The 16,241-nt window shown below is 59.1% G+C and carries 14 protein-coding genes; 8 read left to right on the top strand and 6 right to left on the bottom strand.

Annotated features, from left to right (window positions below; all coding sequences use genetic code 11):
- Positions 1–33 precede the first annotated feature (33 nt).
- Together GFB49_RS14365 and GFB49_RS14360 are read right to left on the bottom strand one after the other, a co-directional pair.
- Entirely contained in the window at positions 34–1,128 is a 1,095-nt protein-coding gene (locus GFB49_RS14365; protein WP_343032586.1) for a LacI family DNA-binding transcriptional regulator, read from the bottom strand.
- 233 nt (positions 1,129–1,361) lie between these two features.
- Positions 1,362–2,288 (bottom strand): carbohydrate kinase family protein, encoded by a 927-nt coding sequence (locus GFB49_RS14360; RefSeq protein ID WP_153216612.1) that lies wholly within the window; start codon positions 2,286–2,288, stop codon positions 1,362–1,364.
- A 195-nt stretch (positions 2,289–2,483) separates the two neighbouring features.
- Between GFB49_RS14360 and GFB49_RS14355 the strand changes: the two genes are divergently transcribed.
- The 3 genes from GFB49_RS14355 (at position 2,484) to hglS (ending at position 5,961) form a co-directional block, all read left to right on the top strand.
- Positions 2,484–3,707 carry an AGE family epimerase/isomerase gene (locus GFB49_RS14355; protein ID WP_153216611.1) on the top strand — a complete coding sequence of 408 codons (1,224 nt, stop codon included), beginning with the start codon at positions 2,484–2,486 and terminating at the stop codon, positions 3,705–3,707.
- Between the two features lie 86 nt (positions 3,708–3,793).
- Positions 3,794–4,495, top strand: coding sequence for an aspartate/glutamate racemase family protein (locus GFB49_RS14350; protein WP_153216610.1), 702 nt, complete (start codon positions 3,794–3,796; stop codon positions 4,493–4,495).
- An 86-nt stretch (positions 4,496–4,581) separates the two neighbouring features.
- A complete protein-coding gene (hglS, locus tag GFB49_RS14345; protein WP_153216609.1) occupies positions 4,582–5,961 on the top strand; it encodes a 2-oxoadipate dioxygenase/decarboxylase HglS in 1,380 nt (459 codons plus the stop codon).
- On the opposite strand, the gene GFB49_RS14340 is transcribed toward hglS, so the two are convergent.
- Positions 5,958–7,442: a Fic family protein gene (locus GFB49_RS14340; protein WP_153216608.1), complete on the bottom strand. Its 1,485-nt coding sequence runs from the start codon at positions 7,440–7,442 to the stop codon at positions 5,958–5,960. The two genes, hglS and GFB49_RS14340, sit on opposite strands and share 4 nt — an antisense overlap.
- Positions 7,443–7,821: 379 nt before the next feature.
- On the opposite strand from GFB49_RS14340, the gene repA reads away from it, so the two are divergent.
- From repA to repC, 3 genes are all read left to right on the top strand, one after another.
- The gene (gene repA / locus GFB49_RS14335; protein WP_246149732.1) at positions 7,822–9,069 is read left to right on the top strand and encodes a plasmid partitioning protein RepA; all 1,248 of its coding nucleotides are present in this window, start codon (positions 7,822–7,824) and stop codon (positions 9,067–9,069) included.
- The gene (gene repB / locus GFB49_RS14330; protein ID WP_153216607.1) at positions 9,059–10,006 is read left to right on the top strand and encodes a plasmid partitioning protein RepB; all 948 of its coding nucleotides are present in this window, start codon (positions 9,059–9,061) and stop codon (positions 10,004–10,006) included. The genes repA and repB overlap by 11 nt, the downstream gene beginning before the upstream one ends.
- A gap of 210 nt (positions 10,007–10,216) precedes the next feature.
- Positions 10,217–11,407 carry a plasmid replication protein RepC gene (gene repC, locus GFB49_RS14325; protein WP_153216606.1) on the top strand — a complete coding sequence of 397 codons (1,191 nt, stop codon included), beginning with the start codon at positions 10,217–10,219 and terminating at the stop codon, positions 11,405–11,407.
- Positions 11,408–11,480: 73 nt separating this feature from the next.
- On the opposite strand, the gene GFB49_RS14320 is transcribed toward repC, so the two are convergent.
- The 3 genes from GFB49_RS14320 to GFB49_RS14310 are packed head-to-tail and all read right to left on the bottom strand — an operon-like array spanning position 11,481 to position 14,610.
- Positions 11,481–12,029 carry a DUF3833 domain-containing protein gene (locus GFB49_RS14320; RefSeq protein ID WP_153216605.1) on the bottom strand — a complete coding sequence of 183 codons (549 nt, stop codon included), beginning with the start codon at positions 12,027–12,029 and terminating at the stop codon, positions 11,481–11,483.
- Positions 12,026–13,267, bottom strand: coding sequence for an MFS transporter (locus GFB49_RS14315; protein WP_153216604.1), 1,242 nt, complete (start codon positions 13,265–13,267; stop codon positions 12,026–12,028). Before GFB49_RS14315 ends, GFB49_RS14320 begins: the two co-directional genes overlap by 4 nt.
- Positions 13,267–14,610, bottom strand: a complete 1,344-nt coding sequence (locus GFB49_RS14310) for an NAD(P)/FAD-dependent oxidoreductase (RefSeq protein WP_153216603.1) — start codon at positions 14,608–14,610, stop codon at positions 13,267–13,269. Before GFB49_RS14310 ends, GFB49_RS14315 begins: the two co-directional genes overlap by 1 nt.
- A 133-nt stretch (positions 14,611–14,743) precedes the next feature.
- Between GFB49_RS14310 and GFB49_RS21035 the strand changes: the two genes are divergently transcribed.
- Positions 14,744–14,968: a hypothetical protein gene (locus tag GFB49_RS21035; RefSeq protein ID WP_194269358.1), complete on the top strand. Its 225-nt coding sequence runs from the start codon at positions 14,744–14,746 to the stop codon at positions 14,966–14,968.
- A 474-nt stretch (positions 14,969–15,442) separates the two neighbouring features.
- Complete coding sequence (locus GFB49_RS14300) at positions 15,443–16,240, top strand: MotA/TolQ/ExbB proton channel family protein (RefSeq protein WP_425505225.1); 798 nt, start codon at positions 15,443–15,445, stop codon at positions 16,238–16,240.
- Position 16,241 lies beyond the last annotated feature (1 nt).

Raw genomic sequence — 16,241 nt, 5'->3', positions numbered from 1 at the left:
GTCCTCCCTTTTTCCAATTTACTTATTTTTGTCTTAAGGCATTCGCCCGCTTGGGTTTCCCCCCGTGGGCCCCCGCACTGGCCCAAAAGAGCCGCCAGGCCGAAACGGCACGTCGCATTCCTCGCGCAGCGCTTCTGGCGCTTCGCCCCGGACTCGGCGGATCAGCAAATGCGCCAGGCGTTCGCCGGCATAACGATTATCAACCGCATAAGAAGCCAAACTGGGCCGTGCCGCGGCCCCCTCTTTGGTTCCGTCATAGGATACGATGGACAGGTCATGCCCGATGGCCAACCCCGCCTCATGGGCCGCATCCCACGCGCCAAGTGCGGCATCATCCACCGCATAGATCAGCGCTGTGGGTCGGTCTGGTTGGCACAAAAACTGTCGGGCGGCTTCGGCCCCCTGGCTGCGGATCACCGCGTTTTCACACATCAACGCAGGCTCTTCGGCCAGACCAAGGTCGCTCAGCCCCCGGCGAAACCCGGCCAAGCGCAGTTTTTCATAGTGATACTCCGGCGTGCTGCCGATGTAGCCAATGCGGCGGTGACCTGCGGCATGCAGGCGGTGAACCGCATCGCGTATCGCGACGCCACCTTTGAAATCAAACCAGGCACAGCCGGTGGGATCGGCCACCCGGCCAAACAGCACAAAAGGCACGTCGTGAGCCCGCAAATGCGCAACGCGCGGATCATCCGACAGGGTGCGGGGCAGGATGAAGCCATCGGCCTTTCGATCTTGGACCAATTGCTGCATGCGTTGCAGAACCTGATCAGGCGTGTCCGCGGTCGACACCGTCAGCGTCCAGCCCTCTGCCGCCGCAGCACTGGATGCCCCGGCCAGGAATTCCGCCAAAAAGGGGCGATGGGCGTCATGGTTCCCAGTTTCAATCACCAGACCAATGGATTGGGACCGCCCGGTGCGGATTGCCTGCGCTTGGGTCAGCGGTCTGTAGCCCAAGCGTTCGGCGGCCCGTTCTACGCGTTGACGGGTGCTGGCCGAGATGTCGGTATAGCCGTTTAACGCACGGCTGACCGTCCCCTTGGTAATGCCAAGTTCGCGCGAAAGATCAGCGATTGTGACCCGCCGCGCAGCCACACCACTTTGATTTATTTTATCTTGCCGAGTCACAGGGCCTCCCACCGTTAGGAAAGATCCCGAAACCGGTTTCGGCAAGAGGTTTTTTTAGGCTCTAAAATTTTGCCCGCATTCCGGGCAGAATTTAGATACCGTTTTCTTCAACTTACGCGGCGTGGCGTGCATTATCGGGCCGGCCGCCTAAATTCGGGGCCGACACGTGGTGATGGTACGATTTGCAGGTTTTCAGCGCAGTGACGCGCGGCGCACCGTCGGTTTCAGCGGGTTCAAAGCTCATGCGCCCAAGGCGGGTTTGCGCCGGGCCGAGACACTGTGACCGCCGCGACCTTGGCCCCAAATTGCAACGCGTTTTTCAGATCCTCCGGCGCCGCAGCGCGCAGCTTGGCCTTGGACAACAGACCCAGTTCAGACAGTTTCGCCAGAACACCTGCGTTAAACGTGTCTCCGGCACCAACGGTATCGGCGACCTTTGCCTGTTCGGCCGGCGCATGCACCCTTTGACCGCCACCCATAAACCCGGTGGCACCAGCCTTCCCGCGGGTCAGGATGATAACAGCAGGCCCCTGCTCCAACAACGCTTCGGCAGCCACCTCAACCGGCGTGTCTTCACCGGCCAGCCACTGCAGATCATCGTCCGAGATTTTGACGATATCGGATTTTGCAATCATCTCCGCCAGTCGCGCCCGGAACCGGGCCTCATCGGCGATAAAGCTGGGCCGGATGTTTGGATCAATCATCACCACCCGGTCCTGCCCTTCGGCCTGCAACAGATGGGCATAGGTCACACCACAGGGTTCGCAAGCCAGGCTGATCCCCCCGAAGTAAAGCGCCTGGATTCCCGGCGCGATGGCGGGAACATCCTCTGGCAAGATCATCCGCCCGGCCGTGTTTTCATCGTAAAAGTCATAGGTCGCATGCCCATCCGTCAATTGCACAAACGCCAGCGTCGTGGGTCGGTCCACATGTTGGACATGGCTGGTGTCGACATTTGACCGGGTCAGATCCTGATGCAATTGCTGGCCAAACTGGTCCGTCGACAGGCCCGTCAACATGCCGACTGGCGCGCCCAACCGTCCCAATGCAACCGCCGTGTTAAAAACAGCCCCGCCCGAATGCGCGACAAATCCGGATGCGCCAGATTGAGTGGGTTCAGGGATCATGTCGATCAAGGCTTCGCCACAGCAGAGTATCATTTTCTGTCCAATGTCTTGTTACCACACGCGAAACATCGCGGGATATGGATCCCGTTGCAGCAGCTCTTACCGGTGCCACTGCGAATCTTCGCTTTGAATTTCAGTATCTAACGGTTTTAACTGACAGCCATCAACATCCGTATGGCGTTATTCAAAACCCGGATGCCGTGGCTCAGATGAGGGGGAATTGATCCTATGGACACCGACAGGCTTTTGACCGCGACTTGGATGACGCCGGATCATCGCAGGTTTCTGATATCTGATGCCCATGCGCAGTTTGATTTTTTTGATAACAGCCTGCGCCCGGACGGCGGGTTTTACGTGCTGGACGCAACAGCTGCGCCGCTGAACAGCTCTATCCAGGAGCTTCATACAACCACCCGCCTGATCCATTCCTATGCCCTGGGCAAACTGGCCGGTCGCCAAGGGTGCGACGCGATGATTGATCACGGCATGGCCTATTTGATGTCCCACCATCACGACCGCGCCAACGGCGGCTATTTCTGGGCGCTGGATCAATCCGGCGCGCACGATGGCCGCAAACTGGCCTATGGCCATGTGTTTGTAATGCTGGCCGCAGCCAGCGCGCTTGCTGTGGATCACCCTGCGGCCGCGGCCCTATTGGACGATGTGGACCGCGTTCTGGATCAACACTTCTGGGAGGAGCATCACGGGCTGTTCTGTGACGAATTCAACGCCGACTGGACCCCGTTTTCGGTCTATCGCGGGATGAATGCCAATATGCATGCAACCGAAGCCTTGCTGGCCGCATTTGAGGTGACCGGGCGTACAAAATATCTGGACCGTGCGACGCGGATCCTCGATTTCTTTACCGGCATGATCGCACCTGCTCAGAACTGGCGCATTCCGGAACATTATACAGACAACTGGCAGATCGACCACGGCTACAGCGGCGATCCGATGTTTCGCCCCGCAGGTACAACGCCCGGACATTCCTTTGAGCTTGCCCGGCTTTTGCTGCACCTGAATGAGCTGAGCCCAACCCCCGACCCGGCTCGTGTGGCCCGCGCCCGGTCCTTGACGTATCAAGCGCTGGCGGATGCCTGGGATGCAGAAAACAGCGGGCTTTTTTATACGTTACGGTTTGATGGCACACCGGACATCCGCTGCAAATATTGGTGGCCCGTCACCGAAGCCATCGGCGTTTTGGCCGCCCTGCTCAAGGCCGATCCAAGGCCCGAGGATATCAACTGGTACACCCGTATCTGGGCCTATGCGCAAAAGACATTTATCGACACCACCCATGGCGGCTGGTTCCCTGAGGTCGACGACACCGGCACCCCCCTGTCGCGCCAATTCCAGGGCAAGCCGGATATCTATCACGCAATCCAAGCCGTCCTGTTCCCGATGCTGCCAGGTGTGGCCAGGACCTATGCCACTTTGCCCGGTGTGATGTGAATGCCCGCCCCTTCCGCTTTGACGCAAGGGGTGTCATATTCGACCAGCCCCAACTTGGTTCAGCCAGGGTATGAAGTAGGACCCCCATGACCAATGCTTTCCTAGGTATTCTGTCGCTTGATACCGCGTTTGAGCGTATAAAAGGCGATATCGGCAATCCCGACACCTATCCGTTTGCAGCGCGAATCCATGTGGTGACCGGCGCGGACAGTCAGGTGATTGTCCAGGACGCCCCGCCCCCACCTGCCCTGTTGGCGGCCTTTGTGGACGCCGCCCGCACCTTGGAAGCGCAAGGGGCGGCGGCGATTGTCTCAACCTGCGGGTTCTTGATCACCAGCCAGGACCACATCGCGCGTGCCGTGAACATCCCGGTTATGGTCTCGGCCCTGTCGCTCTATCCAATGGTGCGCGCCACAACCGCTGGCAAAATCGGCATCCTGACCGCGTCACAGCCCGCCCTGGGCCCCAACGCTCTGGCGGCGGCTGGGATCGACCGCGACGCTGTGGCCATTGCAGGTCTCAGCCATATCCCGGTCTTTGCCGAGACGTTTCTGGCGCGGAAATCGCAGCAGCGCAGCGATTTGGATCCGCATCAGATGGAACAGGCGGTGGTGAAAGCAGCCCTGGCGTTGCAAACAGCCCATCCCGACCTTACCGCGGTGATCCTGGAATGTGGCAACCTGCCCCCCTATGCGCCAGCGTTGCGCCGCGCGCTTGGCCTGCCGGTGTTTCACCTTGCAGATGCGGCGGCCCATTTGATGGCCGCACAGAACCCTGCGTCAATGTGAACGCTAAAGGGGATTTTCCACTGGTGGCCGGCGACAGATTTCATATGTGTTGACCCAACAGCCCCTGATTGATCCCGGATGACCCAATGACCCAATTCCTCTCCACCAATGAAATCCGCAGCCTTTTTGCCGCCACGTTGTCAGACATGTACCGGGATGAGGTGCCGCTTTATGGAGATCTGATTGACCTGGTTCGGGATGTGAACGCACAAACACTGGAACAGAACCCAAAGCTGCATCAACAGCTTGAGGCCGCGGGCGAGCTTGGCCGACTGGATGTTGAGCGTCACGGTGCAATCCGAGTGGGGACAGCGGCGGAATTGTCCATGATCCGGCGGATGTTTGCGGTCATGGGCATGGTGCCGGTTGGCTATTACGATCTGTCCGTTGCGGGCATCCCGGTCCATTCCACCGCCTTTCGCCCCATCGACGCGGCGGCGCTGAAACAGAACCCGTTTCGCGTGTTCTGCTCGCTCCTGCGGCTTGACCTTGTGGAAGACCGCGCCCTTGCGGCCACAGCGGCGCAGGTTTTGTCCAAACGCCAGATCGTCACCCCCGAAGCCATGGTCCAGATTGACCGGTTTGAAACCGCCGGAGGTCTGACCCGGACCGAGGCGGAGGCCTTTGTGACCGCAGCGCTTGAAACCTTCCGCTGGCACGCCGAAGCCACGGTGGATCAGGCCACATATGAACAATTGCACGCAGCCCATCGTCTGATCGCCGATGTTGTCAGTTTTAAGGGGCCGCATATCAACCACCTCACGCCGCGCACATTGGATATTGACGCGGTCCAGGCAGAGATGCCCAAGCGCGGCATCGATCCCAAAGCCATCGTCGAAGGCCCCGCGCGCCGCACCGCTGACATCCTGCTGCGGCAGACCTCCTTCAAAGCGCTGCAAGAGCAGGTGTCCTTTTCCGGCAGCCCCGGCACCCATACTGCGCGATTTGGCGAGATCGAACAGCGCGGCATCGCGGTGACCCCCAAGGGGCGCGCCCTTTATGATGACTGCCTGTCGCGCACCCGCGCCCGGGCCAAAGTTGGCCCAGCCGGCGAAAGCGCCGCAGCTTATGTGGCGGCGTTGGGCGAGGAATTCGAACGGTTCCCAGATGGCTATACGGCAATGCGGCAGCAAGGACTGGGTTATTTCCAGTATCGCGCCGTATCCGACCAGCTGGACGTGGATTTTGCCTCCATTGACGCGTTGATTGACGGCGGCCATTTGGCGGCGGACCCGCAAACCTATGAGGATTTCCTGCCTGTCTCTGCCGCCGGGATTTTTCAGTCAAACCTCGGATCAGACAAACAATCCACCTATTGCGCTGCGGCCAACCAAGCTGCGTTCGAAGAGGCCTTGGGCGCGGCTGTCACCGATGCAGATGCGCTTTATGCCGCGACCGAGGCGCACAGCCTGACCCAAGCGCTGACCGCCCTGGGTCAAACCCATCTGATCACCGCGCCGGATTAAGAGGTTGCGGTGGCAATCGCCTGTTCGACGGCTGCAATTTCATCCTCGGTCAGTTCCGCAAACTGGCCGCGCTTGCCCTTGGACAGGCGGCCACCGTTTTGCAGCACCAGCTGGGTCAGCAGACGCGCGCGGCGATCCGGCATGTCGATAATCTGGCGCACCGCCTGCAAGGCCTGATCAAACCGCGCGATAAAGGCCAGCTCCTGGCGCAGATCCACCTCGATTGTGTTGTCGATGCGGTCAAACAGATATTCCACCTGCGGTGTGGCGTCGAAATAACGGTAAAGATCCGCGGTCTCGTTTGTCACCCGCAGGGATTTATCGGGCCCCCAGGACCAGTCAATATGGGGGCCAATCGCGCCGGAAAACGCCTCAAGACAGCGGTCATACCCATGCCGGTCCCGCAGGATCGCCGCAGAGACCGGGAACAAGACGCCCTGTGGTGTAAAACCCTGATCCGACAGGATCTTGTGGATCAAAAACCGGTGGATCCGACCATTGCCATCCTCAAACGGATGCAAAAAGACAAAGCCAAAGGCAATCACCGCCGCCGCAATCACCGGGTCCAGATCCTGCACCAATCGGCGGCTCATCTCTTGCCAGCCGGTCATCAGTGGGGCGATGTCCTCGGGGCGGGGGCAGATGAAATGCACATGTTCGGTGTAGTCAAACCCAATGGTTCCCCCGACAAAATTCTGAAAATCCCGCAACCCTGTGGCGGCATAGCGCGGATCGACAATCCGGCCCTGCAGTGCAATCAGATCCTGCAGATGATCCAACGACAGCTGGTCCGCCATCTGCAGGCTTTGCACAAAACGCTGCGCCTTTTCTTGGCTGGGCACTTCATGCTCGATCTCAAACGAGGTACGGGTTTCCTTGGTGAACAGGTAATTCACCGCCCGCGCCAGCACATCCGGGGCCACGCTGTGCAACACCGCCCTGCCCCGCGCCGCAAGGCCGCGGTCCAATGCCGCCGCAATCGCATCACTGCGGCGCACGGTTGGGCAAAAGCCAGGACCCCCCAACAGGTTGTCCTCAACCTTGTGGCGTGGTGATTTCCGGGGGCCTGCGGTGATGTGGAATTCTGGCGACAGCGCCGACACATATCGCACCACCCCCGCATCCGGCAGATCCAATTGCCCCCCTGTGGCCCATTCATAAAAAAACCACGCCCGGCGCGCATATTGGCCGTTCGGCTCTGCCAGAACCCAGTCGCGGATCTCAGCAGGCTGGACCGCGCGCATGACGGCGACGATAATGCCCATATCCAGCGGCTCATAGCGCAGTGCAAACCGCAGATGCCCGGCCACTGTCTCTCCCGGATCATAGGCGCGGGTGTAATGTTCCACCCGCCGGCCCGCTTCGATTCGGGTGCTGCGGCTGCCGGGACCCACGGTGCTGGTGACAAAGGGCGCAGGCCGTCGCAGATCAAAGCGTTGCAGCAACGCCACCTGCCCTACGGTCTTTTGTGCCTGTGACATGCTCTGTTCCTAAACCGTTCAGGGTCTGGTGGTTTTATTCATTTTCGACCCACACTTCGAAAATACGTTCAATTTTTCGATCAGTACAGGTTTTTTGTTCCGGCCTTTGACGCACATCACTTTCCCACACCTAAATTTTTGCTCCGGGCTTGGAATTTTCGTTCAGAATTTCCGATTTTGTGAATTTTCGATCAGATCGAAATCTTCACGCACCGCAATACAATCGACAGCTCTGCACAGGCGTATTAGTGTCTAAGAGGCCTCAAAACCCCTGATCCTTAAAAATTCCTTGCAAGAATCGAGGTTTCTGGCCCATTACTTACGGAAAGCAGTGAATAAAACGACTTGATCCGTAACAAACGGATTGATTGAGGGCAGAATGGACGATGTAACGGCAGACGCCAACCCCGTCACCGCGCTTTTGGCCGGTGAGGATCAGTCGGGCTTGGGCGAACGTATTGACCTTTTGGTTGGCGACCACGCAAAGCGGTTGTCAGAGCGGCTGCAGGCCCACCGCGCCCAATTGTTTCCCCCCGATGCCAAACGGTCCTTGCGGAAATTCACCTCGGGTGAGGCGGCGGATCTTTTGGGGGTCAAAGACGCCTATTTGCGCAAGCTCCATCTGGATGGGCGCGGCCCATCTCCGGAAACACGGGCGGGTGGTCGGCGCTATTATTCTCCCGAAGACCTGCAAGAGCTGCGCGAACTGTTGGAAGCTGGCGCAAAATCCCCTGGCACCTATCTGCCCGGTCGCCGCGACGGCGACCATCTGCAGGTGATCACCGTCATCAATTTCAAAGGCGGCTCGGGCAAGACCACAACGGCCGCCCATCTGGCCCAGAAAATGGCGCTGGATGGCTATCGTGTTCTGGCGATTGACCTCGATCCGCAGGCGTCCCTGTCGGCGCTGCACGGGTTCCAGCCTGAATTTGATCTGTTGGACGGCGGAACGCTCTATGATGCGATCCGCTATGATGACCCGGTGCCTCTGCAACAGGTCATTCAAAAGACCTACTTCACCAATCTCGATATAATTCCAGGGAATTTGGACCTGATGGAGTTCGAGCACGAGACCCCCCGTGCGCTGGTCCAACGAGATGGTAACCTTTTCTTCACCAGGATTGGAGACGCGCTGCAACCAGTGGAGAAAGATTATGACGTTGTTGTTGTCGACTGCCCGCCCCAGCTTGGGTTCCTCACCATGTCGGCCCTCTCGGCCGCCACAGCTGTTCTGGTCACGGTTCACCCGCAGATGCTGGATGTGATGTCCATGTGCCAGTTCCTGTTGATGACATCGAACCTGTTGGGCGTGGTCTCCGAGGCCGGGGGCAATATGTCCTATGACTGGCTGCGCTATGTGGTCACCCGCTATGAACCGGGTGATGGTCCACAGAACCAAATGGTCAGTTTCATGCGCTCCATGTTTGGGGAACACGTACTGAACCACCCAGTTCTGAAATCCACCGCGATTTCCGACGCAGGCATCACCAAACAGACCCTGTATGAGGTCGAAAAAGGCCAGTTCACCCGCGCAACATATGAACGCGCGATCGAAAGCCTGAACGCGGTCAACGGCGAGATTGAAGCGCTGGTGCAGCAGGCATGGGGGCGGACGCATGGCGCGTAAAAATCTACTCAAAGGTCTGATGGACCAATCCGCAGCGCCTGAAACACCCCCCGCGCAAACCCGCGTGGATGTGGCCAAACCGCGATACTCCTCCGGAGCCATCGGCGCGGTCAGCCAATCGATCTCGGACCTCAAATCCCGCGCGGTTCAGGAAATTGACCCGCGTATGATCGATGCCGGTGGCATCCGCGACCGTCTGGACGAAGACGGCGGCCTGTTAGAGCTGATCGCTTCGATCGAGGAATACGGCCAACAGGTGCCGGTGCTGTTGCGGCCCAATCCAAATTACCCGGAACGCTATCAGGTGGTCTATGGCCGTCGCCGGGTTGCTGCACTGCGGCGGTTGGAACGTCCGGTCAAAGCGCTGATCCGGGTCCTGGATGATCGCGAATTGATCGTGGCCCAGGGTCAGGAAAACAGCGCCCGGCGCGACCTCAGCTTTATCGAACGGGTGAATTTCGCCCGACAGATGCGGCAAATGGGGTACGAGCGCAAAGTGATCTGTGACGCGTTGCACGTGGATAAGACATTGATTTCACGCATGCTTTCCGTTGCAGACCGTATCCCAGAGCCGCTGATCAACGCCATTGGCGCCGCACCTTCGGTGGGCCGGGATCGGTGGTTGAAGCTGGCGGACCTTCTGGAGAAATCAAATCTGGACACTGCGGTAACTGCCGCTTTGGGCGACGGGTCTGATGACCGGTTTGACGCGGTTCTGACCGCCTTGACCCCCGCACGCCCCCCTGCCCCGCCGCCACAGAAATCCGCCCTCACCGGCGCTGGTGGACAGGCCCTCGGAGAGGTCAAACGCGGCAAAGGCAAGACCACCCTAACCCTGAACGCGCAGACCAGCGAAGGGTTCGAGGAATGGTTGGTCGACAACATCAGTGAGCTTCACACCCAGTGGCAGTTCGAACGTAAGAACAGCACCGGGTGACGAAGGCCGGGCCATGCGCCCGGTTTCATCGAGCAGGAAACAAACAGGAGGCACAAAGCAGACAGAACCCCAAAAACGAAGACCCCCCAGGATTAGATCCCGAGAGGCCTCCAATGGTTATGTAGCAATTCCATTTTAGGCCAGAGTGTTGACGGCTGTCAACTCGCACCCGGTCCGGGTGGGCGAAAAAGTTTTGTCTCGTGATAAAATATGGAACATCTCACATCGACGCCCTTTGGGCGGCGGCCGGTGACGGCTGGGCTTGTGGCCCGGGTCACGGCCAAACGGCAGAGCGCATCTCTGACCGCTGCTGAAGCCCTGGATAAATGGACTTTGTTCCGCGACCTCACAACTGCGCGGCTGTCCTATGACCTGGGCGACCGCAGCCTGATGGTCTTGAACGCGCTCCTGACGTTCCTGCCCGCCAAAACCCTTGAACCCGGCGCACAGCTTATTGTGTTCCCATCGAACCGAAGCCTCGCGGACCGCTGTCATGGCATGGCCGAGAGCACTTTGCGGCGTCATCTGGCCGCCCTTGTTGAGGCCGGAGTGATTGCCCGCCACGACAGCCCCAATGGCAAACGCTATGCCCGTCGCGGGTCTGGCGGCGATGTAACCCGCGCCTTTGGGTTTGATCTTTCCCCCCTGCTCTACCAAGCCGCAGAGATCCAGCTACGGGCCGAAACACAACGGCGCGCACAGGCCGAGTTGAAGCTGCAACGCGAACGCATCGCCTTGTTGCGGCGGGATGTGGTGAAGCTGGCAAGCTTTGCCGTTGAAGAAAACATCACCGGCGATTGGGAGATGGTGCACGCCACGCTTGCTGAACTGAACCGGCAAATGCGGCGCAAATTGTCCGCAGAAACCCTCAGTGAAATTGAACAAAAGCTTGTGGACATCCTTGCGTATATCCAAGGTGAGATGACCGAAGTTTCAGAAGATCTGAGCGGCAATGACAGTCAAAATGAGCGGCACTATCAGAGTTCAAAAAAAGATAACTTAGACTCTGAACTGAGCCAAACAACGACCGAAGCACAAAAGCCACAACCCGTGCCTGCTGAGAAAACCATCAAGCTGCCTTTGGCTCTTGTATTGGAAGCCTGTCCCGATGTGCTCCCCTATTGCGAAAGCCCGCCACGAAGCTGGCGAGACCTGGTCGGTGCGGCGTCGACTCTCAGCACAATGATGGGAATTGATCGCACAGCTTGGGAAGAAGCCTGTCAGCAGATGGGCCCGGAAGCGGCAGCAATTACACTCTCCTGTATTCTGCAGCGTTTCAGTGCGATCCGAAATCCAGGTGGCTATTTGCGCAGTCTGACGGCCAAGGCGCAATTGGGCTGTTTCTCTCCGGCTCCGATGGTGATGGCTTTGGTCAATGGCGCAAATCAAAGGGCGGCGTGACCGGATGTTGACAGCTGTCAACGCATCCCAATCACCACCGCACTTTCGCCCGGTTGACAGCTGTCAACCGCCGTTATTCTGCGGGTCGCATTGTCGCCAAAAGCTCTGCCACTTTGATCCCGTATTTGCGCAATTCCGACCGGTTCATAATCGCACCACTTTCGGTCAGATAAAGCCAGTCGGTTACGCTCAGAACATGCCCACCCGAAGCCTCTGGCAAGATGATCTTGTAACTCATCTGCACGGTCGAGCCCGAGACCGTTCCCGTAGCCACGCCCACAATATCATCCGCGGTGCCGGTGAACGTATTGTCCGGCCCCAGCGTCAGATGCCATTCCCGCAGCTGTTGTTGCCCGTTGGAATAGGTGAACGCCTCGCGCAAGCGGCCTGTGTTGCCGTCCCACTCCCCTTCCATGTCAGCCACAAAACTATTGGTGACGCGCCCCTTGGGACCATAGATCACCCCTTCGGATTGGATCGGCCCGTTCAGATGTTGGCGCAGATCAAAGGCCGGTGTGGTTCCGGCGTAATCGCTGGGGGATTGGCTGCGAAAACTGGCCCACATGGATCGGGCAAAGATCGCAAGCAGCAGCAATCCCAGAATTGCGGTCAGCAGTTTCATGAGGATGAGGTCTCCTTTGGCAGCGACCAGACCATGGTCCAGGCGCCGAGTTTCAGAATACAAGGGATCAGGCAATAGCCCGCTGTCAGCGCGGCCAGAGCCGCGGGTGGGTTTTCGGTGGCAGGCGCAAAGCCGAAATATGCCAGCATGGGCAGCACCGCAAAGGCCGCCAGCGCCAACCCCAGTTTCCCGACCAGAGACCACAGCCCAAAGGCCAGCGAGGCCTGTAGCCCAGATTGGGTCAGCGTGATGGAAAACAGCGCAGGCAACAGCACCATATCGGCTCCAAGCGCGGCCCCTGAGGTCACGCAGATCACGGCGAAGCCAAGGGCGTCACCGGGCGACAAAAGGGCCGCGCCCAGGAAGGAAAAGATCGCCAGCGGCATCCCCCACAACAACGTGCGTCGCACCCCTGCCCTGCGGCTGATCCGCGTCCAGACTGGAACGCTGATCCCTGCGCTGAGGAAGAACAGCACCAGAAATGCCCCGGCCAATGCGTCAAGCGCCAGTCGATCTTGCACAAAGAACAAAAACAATGTCGCGGTGATCGCCACAGGCAGGCTGTTCAAAAGGCCCAGACATAACAAACGCAGTGCCCCGGACTGGCGCAATGCAGCAAATGTCAGGGCCTGCGCTGCACGTACCGGACGCCTCCAGAGCGGTCGGCACAGAACGGCGGCCAACAGCGCCAGTGCCGCCAGCGCCATGCCAAAAGCCGGGTAACCGTCGCGCGCTGCGCCAAGCTCTGCAAACACAGCCGGGGCGCTTGCGGCTACAACAACACCTGCCAGAATACCCGCTTCGCGATAGGCGGCCAGATGGAGAAGGCCCGAGTTGTCAGCTGTCAACGCCAGCGATGCGCTGCGCCCATAAAGCAGGATCGTTCCAAGGCTGTAGGCTGTGAACAGCAAGACCAGAATGGCGGCGAGCCGCAGGATCGAACTGTGGCCAGACGGCAAGGTGAACAGCATCAAAAACCCAAGGCTCAACCCCAGCGCCGCACTCAGCGCCAGGGCGCCTTGGGCGTTGGGCCAGCGATCAACCACCCAGCCCAGTAAAGGATCCTGCACCAGATCAATCAGCCTGAGCGCCAGCAGCAGCGCGCCAAGGGCGGCCAGGTCCAACCCCAGTTCAACCGAGGCGAAACGCGGCAGATGGATATAAAGCGGCAGTCCCGCCGCCGCCAGCATTCCGGCATAAAGGCTGACACGCGGGTAATGGGCAGCAGCGCGGTTCATCAGCTCAGCGCTGCAACCGGGGATGCGGGGCTTTGGGATGCGTCGGGGGCCGCCATCGGATCAATGGCGCGCACCACGTCCATGGCGCTGGAAATCCCGTCCTCGTGGAAGCCATACCGGCAATAGGCGCCCGCATACCAGCTGCGGTTTTGCCCCTGGATCGCCTGCAAGTCCTGCTGTGCCGCCATTGCGGCGCGATCAAACACCGGATGGTCAAATGAGACCTCGTCATAGATTTCGTCTTGCGCAATGGGGCTTGTGGGGTTCAAGCTGACAAACAGCGGATCGGATTCAGGAATATTCTGCAAACGGTTCATCCAATAGGTGACCCCGATGCGCCCGGATTGGGACCGATACACCCAGCTCGACCAGCAACTGCGCCGCTGCGGCATCTGCGTCGGGTCACAATGCAGCACCGCCCGGTTGGTCTGATACCGGATCGATCCCAAAGCGCGTGCTTCTTGGGGGGTGGCGTTATTGCCCAAAATCTTGCGGCTTTGATCGGAATGGCACGCCAGGATCACCTCATCAAACCGGGAGCTCCAATCGCCATTCACATAAAGCGAGACACCTAAATCATCGCGTTCCAGAGCCTGCACCGGGCTTGCCAGATGGATCTGGCAATCGCGGCCCTTTAGGACGGTTTCGATGCGGCGGACATATTCGATGCTGCCGCCATCCACGGTCCACCACTGATGTTTCTGGGATCCGGCCAACAGCGCGTGGTTGCGAAAGAACCGCACCAGTGAGCGGGCAGGGAACTGGTCAATCTCATGCATGGGCGTGGACCAGATCGCCCCGCACATGGGCAACAGGTAATCATCGCGAAACCCATCCGACAGGCCAAGCTGGCGCACCAGCTCTGCGATGGTCATCTCATCCGTGGTGGCGGCGGCTTCGGCGCTGCGGCCAAAGCGCAGGATGTCGGCGATCATCCGGTAATAGGCCGGGCGCAACAGGTTGCGTTTCTGCGCCGTCAGCGTGCCGAGCGTGTTCAGCCCATACTCCAGCCGCCCGTTGTCGATCGTGGCGCCGAAACTCATTTCGCTTTTGGCAACCGGCACGTTCAGCGCGTCAAACAACGCCGTCAGGTAAGGGTAGGTGGCATAGTTGAAAACAATAAACCCGGTGTCCACCGGCTGCTGTCCCGACCGCCCGGCCATCACTGTGCGCGCATGCCCCCCCAGACGCGGCGCCGCCTCAAACAAGGTGACGTGGTGTCGGGCCGACAGGTAATAGGCTGCCGAAAGCCCTGAAATACCAGCTCCTATAATGGCAATCCGTTTTCGGGGCCCTTGATCTTGTGGTCCGAGTTCACGTGGCCGGTGTAGTTGGTCAAACATTGCGTCCCCTAAAATTGCCTTTGGTTTAATAAGCCTACGCAAGCAAGACCGGATTGGATCAAAATGCGCAACGCGCCGCGGGACCAACGCTCGTTGCAAAAGGGGCAGGGGAGGGGGATCGCCTGCAGGAAAGTTGACAGCAGGGCGGATTGTTGGCAACCAAACGACAAAATTCAGTTTGGAAATTTCAGGCGGTTCTGTTGCAAACCTCACTCCTCCAACCATTCAAGTTCGGATGATCGACGACCCTAAGCTCTGCCAGACCATCAGATCAATCAAGCGCGGCCATATCCATTACAAACAACCAGGCGCACGAGGCGAGATCCTGTTTATCAAACAGCTGTTCAATGCGCCGTGAAATGCGAGATGCCGCGGGGTGACGTAATTGGCACCGGTCAACGCAGCAGTCCACCCGATTTCGCACAGGCAGTATTTGACAAAATGTGTAAGAAATAGGTATGAGCCAGAACAAGCGAGCGTTTTACCCATTCTGCTTGCAGCGCAGAAGCCAGATCGCGGTTCGGTAGCAACCCACCGCGATCAAGCCATTTCCTACATTTGAACCGGTAATCAACAGAAATTGTTGGGTGTCTGGAGTGGAGATCTTATGGCTAGGCTATTGGCAGTTGGTGCAGTTTTTTTGTTTTGGCACGGTGGTGCCGTTCTTGCGCAGACGCAGAGTTCGACGCCGCTACCGCTGGTGAACGGGGCGGAAATATCTGCGCCGACGTTAACCAGTCCGAGCCCTGAGGCCCCAAGCTTAGGAGCGCCGTCGCTCAGCGCGCCAAGCCTTGCGACTCCGACGGTGATCACATCCAGCGAAACAGCACCTGTGGCGGAAACGAATGCTGCGAATTCGGTCGCAGAGGATGCTGTATCGGTTGAAGTCGTTGAACAGGTTGATGCGGCGGAAGAGATTGGCGCGATTGAAGAGCCTGCGCCCGCTCTAGCGGCCCCGCAGGATCTGGCGGATCAGGCAGAGGCGGCCTTTGACACTGCGTATATCTTTCTGGAAGAGGGCGGTCCGTCGATCTGGGCCATTGCCAGCCTTGCGGTTATAACCTTGGCGCTGATCTTGTGGAAGATCTGGCGGCTGGCGTTGATGGGGGCTTGGTCCAAGGGCAAGGCCTGGCAAGCGGTTGCGGCCTTTGAAGCCGGTGCCCATGATGTGGCGGCCAAAACCGTTGATCGCCGTCGGGGTGTGCGCTCCAAAGTGGTGGCCGCGGCTGTGGCGGCGCTGACGCAACTACCTGAACAAAAAGCCCGCGAGGAAGTGGGCCGGGTGGCCAAGAACGAGCTGGCCAAAGCCCGTGTTGGCCTTGGCGCGCTGGAGCTGATTTCGACCATTGCGCCACTTCTGGGTCTGTTGGGGACGGTGCTTGGAATGATCGCGGCTTTTCAGGCCTTGCAAGCCGCAGGCTCCAAAGCGGATCCGGCCTTATTGGCGGGGGGGATCTGGGAAGCCTTGTTGACCACGGCGGCGGGCATGGCGGTTGCGATCCCGGCGTCGGCGGCACTGACCTGGTTTGAATCAGTGATCGAACGGATCCGAGGCGACGTAGAAGATGCGGCAGCGCGCTTGTTTGTGGCCGCAAAGCCTGAACCTGAATTGCGCCTGGCAGCGGAGTAAT

This window comes from Tritonibacter litoralis (assembly GCF_009496005.1).
GTDB classification, from domain to species: domain Bacteria; phylum Pseudomonadota; class Alphaproteobacteria; order Rhodobacterales; family Rhodobacteraceae; genus Epibacterium; species Epibacterium litoralis.
The sequence above is the reverse complement of the archived record's forward strand: the minus strand, read 5'-3'. Positions and strand labels throughout refer to the sequence as shown.